The sequence below is a fragment of the Streptomyces sp. NPDC033177 genome, assembly GCF_055577715.1.
The window spans coordinates 113,263-125,252 of record NZ_JBVIPS010000007.1 but is presented as its reverse complement, the minus strand read 5'-3'; the positions used below and the strand labels follow the sequence as shown (position 1 = coordinate 125,252).

9 protein-coding genes are annotated in these 11,990 nt (G+C 72.1%); 7 read left to right on the top strand and 2 right to left on the bottom strand.

Annotated elements, in window-relative coordinates; all coding sequences use genetic code 11:
* The first annotated feature begins 35 nt into the window (after positions 1 to 35).
* From gmk to ACZ5U5_RS24270, 5 genes are all read left to right on the top strand, one after another.
* Complete coding sequence (gene gmk / locus ACZ5U5_RS24290; RefSeq protein WP_469025265.1) at positions 36 to 629, top strand: guanylate kinase; 594 nt, start codon at positions 36 to 38, stop codon at positions 627 to 629.
* Positions 630 to 703: 74 nt separating this feature from the next.
* Positions 704 to 976, top strand: coding sequence for a DNA-directed RNA polymerase subunit omega (gene rpoZ / locus ACZ5U5_RS24285; RefSeq protein ID WP_005319902.1), 273 nt, complete (start codon positions 704 to 706; stop codon positions 974 to 976).
* A 124-nt stretch (positions 977 to 1,100) separates the two neighbouring features.
* Complete coding sequence (gene coaBC / locus ACZ5U5_RS24280; RefSeq protein ID WP_469025262.1) at positions 1,101 to 2,315, top strand: bifunctional phosphopantothenoylcysteine decarboxylase/phosphopantothenate--cysteine ligase CoaBC; 1,215 nt, start codon at positions 1,101 to 1,103, stop codon at positions 2,313 to 2,315.
* 317 nt (positions 2,316 to 2,632) lie between these two features.
* Entirely contained in the window at positions 2,633 to 3,841 is a 1,209-nt protein-coding gene (gene metK / locus ACZ5U5_RS24275) for a methionine adenosyltransferase (RefSeq protein WP_469025260.1), read from the top strand.
* 122 nt (positions 3,842 to 3,963) lie between these two features.
* Positions 3,964 to 6,117, top strand: coding sequence for a primosomal protein N' (locus ACZ5U5_RS24270; protein WP_469025257.1), 2,154 nt, complete (start codon positions 3,964 to 3,966; stop codon positions 6,115 to 6,117).
* Between the two features lie 326 nt (positions 6,118 to 6,443).
* Here the strand turns inward: ACZ5U5_RS24270 and ACZ5U5_RS24265 are convergent, their stop codons facing one another.
* A complete protein-coding gene (locus ACZ5U5_RS24265; protein ID WP_469025254.1) occupies positions 6,444 to 6,992 on the bottom strand; it encodes a hypothetical protein in 549 nt (182 codons plus the stop codon).
* Between the two features lie 359 nt (positions 6,993 to 7,351).
* On the opposite strand from ACZ5U5_RS24265, the gene fmt reads away from it, so the two are divergent.
* Both fmt and ACZ5U5_RS24255 read left to right on the top strand, forming a co-directional pair.
* A complete protein-coding gene (gene fmt / locus ACZ5U5_RS24260) occupies positions 7,352 to 8,296 on the top strand; it encodes a methionyl-tRNA formyltransferase (protein WP_469025251.1) in 945 nt (314 codons plus the stop codon).
* 34 nt (positions 8,297 to 8,330) lie between these two features.
* Positions 8,331 to 9,779: an RsmB/NOP family class I SAM-dependent RNA methyltransferase gene (locus tag ACZ5U5_RS24255; RefSeq protein ID WP_451214381.1), complete on the top strand. Its 1,449-nt coding sequence runs from the start codon at positions 8,331 to 8,333 to the stop codon at positions 9,777 to 9,779.
* Here ACZ5U5_RS24255 and ACZ5U5_RS24250 read toward each other — a convergent pair.
* Positions 9,753 to 11,948: an MMPL family transporter gene (locus ACZ5U5_RS24250; protein ID WP_469025247.1), complete on the bottom strand. Its 2,196-nt coding sequence runs from the start codon at positions 11,946 to 11,948 to the stop codon at positions 9,753 to 9,755. The two genes, ACZ5U5_RS24255 and ACZ5U5_RS24250, sit on opposite strands and share 27 nt — an antisense overlap.
* Between the last annotated feature and the right edge of the window lie 42 nt (positions 11,949 to 11,990).

Sequence of the window (11,990 nt, the reverse complement as noted above, 5' to 3'; positions counted from 1 at the left end):
TCTCAGGCACTCCTGAGAACCTGGATAATCGCTGCATGGCTGCAACATCCCGGGGGACGACCCCCGTGCCCCCGGACGTACGTCCGCGGCTGACCGTGCTCTCCGGCCCCTCAGGGGTCGGCAAGAGCACGGTCGTCGCTCATATGCGCAAGGAACACCCCGAGGTCTGGCTCTCGGTCTCGGCCACCACCAGGAAGCCGCGCCCCGGCGAGAAGGACGGTGTCCACTATTTCTTCGTCTCCGACGACGAAATGGACAAGCTGATCGCCAACGGCGAGCTCCTGGAGTGGGCCGAGTTCGCGGGCAACCGCTACGGCACGCCGCGGGGTGCCGTCCTGCAGCGCCTCGAGGCGGGCGAGCCCGTCCTCCTGGAGATCGATCTGCAGGGCGCGCGTCTGGTCCGCGAGTCGATGTCCGAGGCGCAACTGGTCTTCCTCGCCCCGCCGAGCTGGGAGGAACTGGTCCGCAGGCTCACCGGCCGGGGGACCGAGGCGCCCGCGGTGATCGAGCGCAGGCTCGGCGCGGCGAAGATCGAACTCGCCGCGGAGGCCGAGTTCGACACGACCCTGGTCAATACCTCCGTCGAGGACGTGGCGCGTGAGCTGCTAGCCTTGATGAAAGTTGTTTGATCTTCTTCATCCTCAGTAACCCGGACTGACCCTCATTTTCCATTCGAAGGTCAATCCCCATCGGAAGGCAGAGAGTGTCCTCTTCCATCACTGCGCCCGAGGGCATCATCAACCCGCCGATTGATGAGCTCCTCGAGGCAACCGACTCGAAGTACAGCCTCGTGATCTACGCCGCCAAGCGCGCGCGCCAGATCAACGCGTACTACTCGCAGCTCGGTGAGGGCCTGCTGGAGTACGTCGGCCCGCTGGTGGACACCCACGTCCACGAGAAGCCGCTCTCCATCGCGCTCCGCGAGATCAACGCGGGCCTGCTGACGTCCGAGGCCATCGAGGGCCCGGCTCAGTAGTCGCCGTTCTTTTCTTGCAGTTCTTCACCACAGGCCCGGCAGCGCGACTGCCGGGCCTGTGGTGTGTCATGGAGTCGTACGTCCCCGGATGCGGGGATCAAGAGTGCGGGGAGGCACGGTCACCGTGGGCAAGCCCAAGGTCGTTCTGGGGGTCAGCGGCGGAATCGCCGCGTACAAGGCCTGTGAGCTGCTGCGGCGGCTGACGGAGTCGGGCCATGACGTACGCGTCGTGCCGACCGCGTCGGCGCTGCATTTCGTGGGCGAGGCGACCTGGTCGGCGCTCTCCGGCAACCCGGTCTCGACCGAGGTGTGGGACTCCGTCCACGAGGTGCCGCACGTACGGATCGGCCAGTCCGCCGACGTCGTGATCGTCGCGCCCGCCACGGCCGACATGATGGCCAAGGCGGCCCACGGCCTCGCCGACGACCTCCTGACGAACACGCTCCTCACCGCCCGCTGTCCGGTGATCTTCGCGCCCGCCATGCACACGGAGATGTGGGAGCACCCGGCCACGCAGGAGAACGTCGCCACGCTGCGCCGCCGCGGCGCCCTCGTCATCGAGCCCGCCGTCGGCCGTCTCACGGGCGTGGACACGGGCAAGGGCCGCTTCCCCGACCCGGTGGAGCTCTTCGAGGTCGTACGCCGTGTCCTGGCGCGCGGCAACCTCGGGCAGGACCTCGCGGGGCGGCACGTCGTCGTCAGCGCGGGCGGAACGCGCGAGCCGCTCGACCCGGTCCGCTTCCTGGGCAACCGTTCCTCCGGCAAGCAGGGGTACGCACTGGCCCGCAGTGCCGCGGCGCGGGGCGCCCGCGTCACGCTCGTGTCGGCGAACCCGGCGCTGCCGGAACCCGCGGGCGTCGACCTCGTGCCCGTGGGCACCGCGATCCAGCTCCGCGAGGCGATGCTGAAGGTGTCGGCGGACGCCGACGCCGTGGTGATGGCGGCGGCCGTGGCCGATTTCCGCCCGGAGAATTACGCGGCAGGGAAAATCAAGAAGAAGGACGGCCAGGAACCGGCCCCGATCGCCCTGGTCCGCAACCCCGACATCCTCGCCGAGATCGCTGCCGAGCGGCCGCGTCCCGGCCAGATCGTCGTCGGCTTCGCCGCCGAGACCGACGACGTGCTCGCCAACGGCCGCGCCAAACTGGAGCGCAAGGGCTGTGACCTGCTCGTCGTCAACGAGGTGGGCGAACGGAAGACCTTCGGTTCCGAGGAGAACGAGGCGGTCGTGCTCGGCGCGGACGGCAGCGAAACTCCGGTTCCGTACGGCCCCAAGGAAGCACTCGCGGACACCGTCTGGGATCTCGTGGTGGAACGCCTGACGACGCTCGCTCAATAATTCCTGGAAAAATAGGGGACCCCCAGAAGAAACCCCTGCCGAAACCCCGGCAGAACAAGGGCGGAATCCGGGCCTCAAATGTCACAATCGCCTCACTGGGCGCCTCAAACCCGGGAAATTCGGGCGTGAGGCCCCCTGGTGGAGAAGGATCGTCGTACCGCACAATGCAGTGCCGCAGGTCACAGCGCTCCCAAGTGGCGAGACACGTGGTCCGGCGGCCGAGTGCGACCGATAAACTGGTCTCGGACGACGCCGGGCGCAGCTCCCGGCCGTCCACCAATGATCAGCCAGCAGCCGCTGCAACCACAGGGAGCGATGTGTCCCGCCGTCTCTTCACCTCGGAGTCTGTGACCGAGGGTCACCCCGACAAGATCGCTGACCAGATCAGCGACACCATTCTCGACGCGCTCCTGCGTGAGGACCCGAAGTCCCGGGTCGCCGTGGAGACGTTGATCACCACCGGCCTGGTGCACGTGGCCGGCGAGGTCACGACCAAGGCGTACGCGCCGATCGCGCAGCTGGTGCGCGACAAGATCCTCGAGATCGGTTACGACTCCTCGAAGAAGGGCTTCGACGGCGCCTCCTGTGGCGTCTCGGTGTCCATCGGCTCGCAGTCCCCCGACATCGCGCAGGGCGTCGACACGGCGTACGAGCAGCGTGTCGAGGGCGACGAGGACGAGCTCGACAAGCAGGGCGCCGGCGACCAGGGCCTGATGTTCGGCTATGCCTGCGACGAGACGCCGGAGCTGATGCCGCTCCCGATCCACCTCGCGCACCGTCTCTCGCGCCGCCTGTCCGAGGTCCGCAAGAACGGGACCATCCCGTACCTGCGCCCCGACGGCAAGACCCAGGTCACCATCGAGTACGACGGCGACAAGGCCGTCCGCCTCGACACCGTCGTGGTCTCCTCGCAGCACGCGTCGGACATCGACCTGGACTCGCTCCTGGCCCCCGACATCCGTGAGTTCGTCGTCGAGGCCGAGCTGAAGGCGCTTCTCGACGACGGCATCAAGCTGGACACCGAGGGCTACCGCCTCCTGGTCAACCCGACCGGGCGCTTCGAGATCGGCGGCCCGATGGGCGACGCCGGTCTGACCGGCCGCAAGATCATCATCGACACGTACGGCGGCATGGCCCGCCACGGCGGCGGCGCCTTCTCCGGCAAGGACCCGTCCAAGGTCGACCGCAGCGCCGCCTACGCGATGCGCTGGGTCGCCAAGAACGTCGTCGCCGCCGGCCTCGCCGCCCGCTGCGAGGTCCAGGTCGCGTACGCGATCGGCAAGGCCGAGCCGGTGGGCCTGTTCGTGGAGACCTTCGGCACGGCCACGGTCGACACCGACAAGATCGAGGCCGCCATCTCCGAGGTCTTCGACCTGCGCCCGGCCGCGATCATCCGCGACCTGGACCTGCTGCGCCCGATCTACGCGCAGACCGCCGCGTACGGCCACTTCGGCCGCGCGATCCCCGACTTCACGTGGGAGCGCACGGACCGCGTGGACGCGCTGCGGAAGGCCGCGGGGCTCTAGGGTTCCCTGGCCCGACCAGTTCTGACGAAGCCCGGCGCCCCTGGTGGGGTGCCGGGCTTCGTCGTGTCATGGCCGGCATCGGGCTCGTGGCCGTGTCAGTGGGGTCTGGTAGGAATGCTGCTGTGAGCAGCGAGAATCGGAAGTCTGAGGGGGGCGGCGGGGCCGAGCCTCCGGAGCAGCTTGCGCTCATTCGGGAAGCGGTGCGCAAGGCCGAGGTGCCGCGGGCCAAGCCGCGGACGTGGCGGGGGGCCGCGTTGGCGAAGAGTCTGCCGGTGGCCCGGGTACTGGTCGATAAGGGTGTGCTGCATCTTGACCGGTACTTCGACTACGCGGTGCCGGAGGAGTTGGACGAGCAGGCGCAGCCCGGGGTGCGGGTCCGGGTGCGGTTCGGGGCCGGGGCGCGGAACGTGCGCGGGGGACGGCGTGAGGGCGGGGGCCTGATCGACGGGTTTCTCGTCGAGCGGGTCGCCGAGACCGACTACTCCGGGCCCCTGGCCGCGCTGGCGCAGGTCGTCTCGCCCGAGCCTGTGCTGGACGGTGAGCTGCTAGGGCTGGCACGCGCCGTGGCCGACCGGTATGCGGGCAGCCTTGCCGACGTGTTGCAGCTGGCGGTTCCGCCTCGGCACGCGAAGGCCGAGGCGCGGGAGATGGGGGAGGCTCCGCCGGCTCCTGCCGCGCCGGATGCGGGGACCTGGCGGCGGTACGGGCATGGGGCGGAGTTCCTGGGGGCGTTGGCCTCCGGGGGTGCACCTCGGGCCGTGTGGACCGCCCTTCCCGGACCGGAGTGGGCCGAGGAGATCGCCCGGGCCGTGCAGGCGACGCTGGCTTCGGGGCGCGGGGCTCTGGTCGTCGTGCCTGCGGGGCGGCCCGCGGCGCGGGTCGACGCGGCGCTGACGCAGCTGCTGGGGGCGGGGCAGCATGCGCTGCTCACCGCTGATGTGGGGCAGGAGCGGCGGTATCGGGAGTGGCTCTCCGTGCGGCGTGGTGCCGTGCGGGCCGTGGTGGGCACGCGGGCGGCCATGTTCGCGCCGGTGCGGAACCTCGGGCTCGTCGTGATCTGGGACGACGGCGATGCCAGTCACAGCGATGACAATGCTCCCTTTCCGCATGTGCGAGAAGTGCTGGAGCTCCGGGCTTCGCGGGACAAGTGCGGTTTCCTGCTCGGGAGTTGGAGCTGCACGGTGGAGGCCGCGCAACTCGTGGAGAGCGGATGGGCGGCGCCGCTGGTCGCCGACCGGGATCAGGTGCGGGGGGCCGCGCCGCTCGTACGGACCGTGGGGGACGGCGACCTCGCCCGGGACGAGGCGGCCCGCGCCGCGCGACTTCCGACGCTGGCCTGGAACGTCGTACGGGAAGGGCTGAAGCACGGGCCTGTGCTGGTCCAGGTGCCCCGTCGGGGGTATGTGCCCCGGCTCGCGTGCGAGAGGTGCCGGGAGCCCGCGCGGTGCCGGCACTGTGCGGGGCCGCTGGAGGCACGGGACGACGGCGGGCTGTGGTGCGGCTGGTGCGGGGTGGAGGAAGGTGCCTGGCACTGCGGGGAGTGCGGGAGCTTCCGGCTGCGGGCGCAGGTGGTCGGGGCCCGGCGTACGGCGGAGGAGTTGGGACGGGCCTTTCCGGCTGTGCCGGTGCGGACGTCGGGGCGTGAGCAGGTTCTTGACACCGTGGCGGGCACGCCCGCGCTGGTGGTGAGTACGCCGGGGGCGGAGCCGGTCGCCGAGGGCGGCTATGCGGCGGCGCTGCTGCTCGACGGCTGGGCCATGCTGGGGCGGCCCGATCTGCGGGCCGGGGAGGACGCGCTGCGGCGCTGGATCTCGGCCTCCGCGCTGGTGCGGCCGCAGGGAGCCGGTGGGACCGTGGTGGTCGTTGCCGAGCCGACGCTACGGCCGGTGCAGGCCCTGGTGCGGTGGGATCCCGTGGGGCACGCGGTGCGGGAGCTTTCCGAGCGGGCCGAGCTGGGGTTCCCGCCCGTGTCACGGATGGCCTCGGTTTCCGGGCCCCCGGAGGCGCTCTCCGGGTTCCTCGCCGCGGCCGAACTCCCGGGGGACGCGGCGGTGTTGGGGCCCGTGCCCGTGCCGGACGCGGGGCCCGGGCCCACCCGACGGGCCGGGGCGGCGCCTGCCGGGGAGCGGTGGGAGCGGGTGCTGATCCGGGTGCCGCCGGGGAGCGGGGCCGCGCTTGCCGCTTCGCTGAAGGCGGCTCAGGCCGCGCGGATGGCGCGGGGTGCCGGGGGCGGGGAGCCGGTGCGGATCCGGGTGGACCCGCTGGACATCGGGTAGGGCTCGGCCAGGCCTCTTGTCCGGCTTCCCACCGGGGGGCTCCTCTGCCTGGGCGGCGGGCTTGCGTTGCGCGGGGCTTTCCGCTGGGCGGGGCTGGCTGCGCGGGCGGGGTCTGCCGTCTCGTTGCTCGGTGCGCGGCGGCTTCGGCGTTGTGCTCACCCTTCCCCAAGCTCTCGGCTTCGCTCGACCAGGGGAGACCCCCATCGCCCTGCGTAACGCGTGCCCGCAACGAGGGCCGGGCGGTGACGCCTGTCCGCAGTGGGGAACGACGGCGGCGGCTGTCCTCGCCGGGTGAACCGGTGGAGACAGCCGCCGCTATGCCGTGGTCAGCCGTTGCGCGGGCCCGGGAAGATGTTGGGCCGGGGGTCTTCGCGGAGGGCGGGGCTGCCCGCCGTGGGCTGGGTCGGCATCGCGCGGGCCGCGGGCACCGAGGGGAGCGGGGCGCCGACCGGCACCGGGGGACGGGCGGCCGAGGCGGCGGGCACCGTCTCCGTGGCGCGCTCCGCCTCCGCCGCCGCCTGGGTCGTGGCCCTGCGGGCTCCGTAACGGCGGTGCACCGCCTGCTTGGTGACCCCGAGGGCCGAGCCCACCGCGTCCCACGAGAAGCCCAGCGAACGGTCGAAGTCCACCGCGGCGGTCACCAGCGTCTCGACGCTGTCCCGCAGTTCCTGGGCGAGGCGGACGGTCGGGGCGGGGGCGCGCCCGTACACGACGAAGCCCGCGGAGGGGCTCGAGCGGCGCGGGCGGTAGACGTTGCCGAGCTGGGCGGTGAGCGTACGCAGTGCGTCCACCTGCCGGCGGACCCGCTCGATGTCCCGAACCAGGAGGTGCAGGCTCGCCCGTGCCTGGGCGTCGTGGGTTGCGTGGTCGGCCATGAACAAGCCTCTCGAACCGGCGTTGAAAAGGATCGGGCCGCTGTCGCGGCCCGTTGTGGTCAACTCTTTCTTGACCAACGCGCTAGTTCGTGTGGGGTCACGGTGCGGGGGCGTGTGCGCATATGCACAGGGCGCACGGCCGCGCGTACGCCCCCGGGCGGGCCGTCGTGCGGCGTGGGTGGCGGGGGGCGAGCGGTGTGATGAGAGCGGCGCCCGGGACGAGCGGCCCACCGCCCACCGCCCCGCGGAGAGCGGCGCGGTGGTGCGGCTCATAGACTGGTGTGCTTCCTGCACCTTCCCGCATCTGCCCGCTCCTTCCCTTCCCGCACCTTCCAGCCCCGAGAGGCCGACAGCCACCGATGAAGCTCGTCTTCGCAGGCACCCCCGAGGTCGCCGTCCCCGCCCTGGACGCCCTGATCGCCTCCGACCGGCACGAGGTGGCCGCCGTCGTCACCCGGCCCGACGCCCCCGCGGGCCGCGGCCGCAGACTCGTCGCGAGCCCCGTCGCCCAGCGCGCGGAGGAGGCCGGCATCGAGGTGCTCAAGCCGGCGAAGCCGCGCGACGAGGAGTTCCTGGCGCGCCTGCGCGAGATCGCGCCCGACTGCTGCCCGGTCGTCGCCTACGGCGCGCTGCTGCCCAAGGTCGCCCTGGACGTCCCGGCCCGCGGCTGGGTCAACCTGCACTTCTCGCTGCTGCCCGCCTGGCGCGGTGCCGCGCCCGTGCAGCACGCCGTGATGGCGGGGGACGAGATCACCGGTGCCTCCACGTTCCTGATCGAGCAGGGGCTCGACTCCGGGCCGGTGTACGGGACCGTCACCGAGGTCGTCAGGCCCACCGACACCAGCGGTGACCTGCTCACCCGCCTCGCCTTCGCGGGCTCGGGCCTGCTCGCCGCCACCATGGACGGCATCGAGGACGGCTCCCTGAAGGCCGTACCGCAGCCCGCCGACGGCATCACCCTCGCCCCGAAGATCACCGTCGAGGACGCCCAGGTGGACTGGGCCGACCCGGCCCTCCGCGTCGACCGGGTCGTGCGTGGCTGTACCCCGGCGCCCGGTGCCTGGTCCGTGTTCCGCGGGGAGCGGCTGAAGATCATCCAGTCCGCGCTCGTCGCCGACCGCACCGACCTCGCGCCCGCCGAGCTCGGCGCCGCCAAGAACAACGTGTACGTCGGCACCGGCTCGCACGCCGTGGAGCTGCTCTGGGTCCAGCCGCAGGGCAAGAAGCCGATGCGCGGCGCCGACTGGGCGCGCGGGGTGCGGATCGCCCCGGGCGAGCGCCTCGGCGACACCGACGTACGCTGAATAGGTTCAGCCCCCATCCAATAGCGGAGCACCTTTGAGCGACCAGCCGAGCCGGCGTCCCCAGAAGCAGGGAAAGCCCGGCAAGCCCCACCGCCGTCCCAAGAAGGACCCCGTCCGTTTCCTCGCCTTCGAGGCGTTGCGGGCCGTGGACGAGCGTGATGCCTACGCGAACCTCGTCCTGCCGCCGCTGCTGCGCAAGGCCCGCGAGAAGGAGGGGCCCGACAAGTTCGACGCGCGTGACGCGGCGCTCGCCACCGAGCTCGTCTACGGGACGCTGCGCAGGCAGGGGACGTACGACGCGATCGTGGCCGCCTGCATCGACCGGCCGCTGCGCGAGGTCGACCCGCCGGTCCTCGATGTCCTGAACATGGGCGTCCACCAGCTGCTCGGCACGCGCATCCCCACGCACGCCGCCGTCTCCGCCTCCGTGGAGCTGGCGCGCGTGGTGCTCGGTGACGGGCGGGCCAAGTTCGTGAACGCGGTGCTGCGCAAGGTCGCCGCCGACGATCTCGATGGCTGGGTGGAGAAGGTCGCGCCCCCTTATGACGAAGACGCCGAGGACCATCTCGCCGTCGTCCACTCGCATCCCCGCTGGGTCGTCTCCGCGCTCTGGGACGCACTCGGTGGCGGCCGTGCGGGCATCGAGGACCTCCTGGAGGCCGACAACGAGCGGCCCGAGGTGACGCTCGTGGCCCGGCCCGGACGCACCACCGCCGATGAACTCCTCGACGTCGTCGGTGAGGAGTCCGCGCTGCCGGGGCGCTGGTCCCCGTACGCCGTGCGGCTCAGCGAGGGCGGCGAGCCCGGGTCCATCGAGGCCGTGCGCGAGGGGCGTGCCGGGGTCCAGGACGAGGGCAGCCAGCTCGTCGCGATCGCACTCGCGAACGCCCCGGTCGAGGGGCGCGACGAGAAGTGGCTCGACGGATGCGCGGGCCCCGGCGGCAAGGCGGCCATGCTCGCGGGTCTCGCGGCCGGGCGGGGCGCCGCCCTCCTCGCCGCCGAGAAGCAGCCGCACCGGGCCCGCCTCGTCGCGCAGGCCCTGCGGGGCAACCCGGGCCCCTACGAGGTCATCGCCGCCGACGGCACCCGGCCGCCGTGGCAGCCCGGCACCTTCGACCGGGTCCTGATGGACGTCCCCTGCACGGGACTCGGCGCCCTGCGCCGCCGCCCCGAGGCCCGCTGGCGCCGCCGCCCGGAGGACCTGGACGGCTTCGCGCCGCTGCAACGGGGGCTGCTGCGCACCGCGTTGGAGTCGGTGCGGGTCGGGGGCGTCGTCGGTTACGCCACCTGTTCACCGCACCTCGCGGAGACGCGTGCCGTCGTCGACGACGTGCTCAAGCAGCACGAGGGGGCAGAGCTCATCGACGCGCGGCCGCTGATGCCGGGCGTTCCCGCGCTCGGTGACGGGCCCGACGTCCAGCTGTGGCCGCATCTGCACGGCACGGACGCGATGTACCTAGCCCTGATCCGGCGGACCGCCTGAGGCAGCCTTCGCGGGAGCACGCGTACGGGAAGCCGCCGGGTCCTTGCTCAGGGCGTGCGGCCACCACACCTTCGGCCCCACGTCCAGGAACAGCGCGGTGACCAGGACGGACCGTACGACGAAGGTGTCGAGCAGGACGCCGAGCGCGACCGCGAAGCCGATCTCGGCGAACGCCACCATCGGCAGTGTCCCGAGCGCGGCGAAGGTGCCCGCGAGGACCAGGCCCGCCGACGTGATGACCGCGCCGGTTGCGGCGAGGCCCGTCACCACGCCCGCACGGGTGCCCTGTCGGCCCGCCTCCTCACGGATGCGGGTCGACAGGAAGATGTTGTAGTCGATCCCGAGCGCCACCAGGAACACGAAGACGAAGAGCGGGAAGTCCGTGGACTCGCCCGCATAGTCGAAGAGGTGGCGGAAGGCGAGCGCGCTGATGCCGAGCGCGGCGGAGAAGGAGAGCACCACCGTCACGATCAGGAGCAGTGGCGCGACCAGGGCGCGCAGCAGCACGGCGAGGATCAGCAGGACGACCACGAGGACGAGCGGGATCACCAGCTTGTTGTCGTGAGCCGTCGCTCGGTCCATGTCCAGGAGGGCCGCCGTACCGCCGCCCACCTTCGCGTCCGCGTCCGGCACCGCGTGCACCGCGTCGCGCACCCGCTCCACGGTCTGCTTGGCCGCGTCGCTGTCGGAGGGGTCGGTCGGCGTCGCCTCGAACAGGACCTGGCCACCGGCCTCCGCCTTCGTCCCCGGCGGTACGCCGATGCTCGCCGGGTCCACGCCACGTGTCCCCGCGACCGCCTCGCGGACCTCGTCGGCCTGGTCCGCGTTCGCCACGATCACCAGCGGGTCGCCGCTGCCCGCGGGGAAGTACTTCCCCTGCACCTCCTGGCCCACGATCGAGTCCGGCTTGTCCGTGAACGAGTCCGCGTTGCTGAGCCCTTCGGCGCGCAGCTGCGTGAGGCCGAGGGCCAGGGCAGCGAGCGCCACCGCGGTGACGCTCCAGGTCAGGCGCGGACGGTGGGCGATACGGCGGCCCATGCGGGCCCAGATGCCTCGCTCGGTGGGCTCCTCGGAGCCGTTGTGCGGGATCAGCGGCCAGAAGAGCCACCGGCCGCAGACCACCAGGAGCGCGGGGAACAGCGACAGCATCGCGAGCAGGGCGACCGCGACACCGATGGCCGCCACGGGGCCGAGGCCCCGCGTTGAGTTCATGTCGGCGGTGAGCAGCACCAGCATGCTGACCACGACCGTGGCGCCCGACGCGATCACCGCGGGCCCCGCCCGGTGCAGGGCGAGCTGCATCGCCTCGTGCCGGTCCTCGTGGCGGCGCAGCTCTTCCCGGTAGCGGGCGACCAGGAGCAGGGCATAGTCCGTCCCCGCCCCGAAGACGAGGACCGTCAGGATGCCGGCGCTCTGGCCGTTGACCGTCAGGCCCGCGTGCTCCGCCAGGAGGTAGATCAGCGCCTGCGCAGTGAAGAGGGAGACGACCGCCGCGAGCAGCGGGACGAACAGAAGGACCGGACTGCGATAAGTGATCAGGAGGATCACGACGACGACGGCGGCCGCCGACAGGAGCAGCGTCGAGTCGATGCCCTCGAACGCCTCCGAGAAGTCCGCCGACGTACCGCCGGGCCCGGTGACGTGCACCGAAAGACCGCCCGAGCCCTCGCCCACGACCTTGCGCATGGAGTCCACGGCCGGCGTGATCCGCTCCCAGCCCTTCTCGTCCATGGTGATGGGCACGAAGACCTGGGCCGCCTCGGCCGCGTCGGCGCCCGAGGTGTTCTTCGTGTCGAAGACGGGGCCACGGGTCTCGGCGCCGCGCACGCCGTGGGCGCTCAGCTCCTTGAGCTCGACCGCGTCCTCGGAGATCCGCGTCCGGTCCTCGGTGGTCAGCCCGCCGTCACGTGCGTACACGATGATCGCGGGAATCTGCTCGGGCCTGAACTCCTCGGATATCTCCAGGACTTGGGTGGACTCCGCGGAGCCGGGCAGCCAGGACGAGGCCTGGTTGTCCTGGGCGTCGGTGAGTTTCTGGGCGAGTGGTGCCGCGGCGACGGTCACCACCAGCCAGAACAGCACCACAAGCCACTTGGTGCGCCGCCCGCACACCAGCCAGGCCACTCCCCGGCCCGCCTGGCGCTGTCCGTCCGACCGTTCGTCTGGCATGGCTACCCCCGCAGCCCCACGTGGTGTCGGTGGACCGCCCAG

Excerpts from the sequence above, each read along its gene's own strand:
- fmt (WP_469025251.1), top strand. The coding sequence starts at position 7,352 with ATGAAGCTCGTCTTCGCAGGCACCCCCGAGGTCGCCGTCCCCGCCCTG.
- ACZ5U5_RS24265 (WP_469025254.1), bottom strand. The coding sequence starts at position 6,992 with ATGGCCGACCACGCAACCCACGACGCCCAGGCACGGGCGAGCCTGCAC.
- gmk (WP_469025265.1), top strand. The coding sequence starts at position 36 with ATGGCTGCAACATCCCGGGGGACGACCCCCGTGCCCCCGGACGTACGT.
- ACZ5U5_RS24250 (WP_469025247.1), bottom strand. The coding sequence starts at position 11,948 with ATGCCAGACGAACGGTCGGACGGACAGCGCCAGGCGGGCCGGGGAGTG.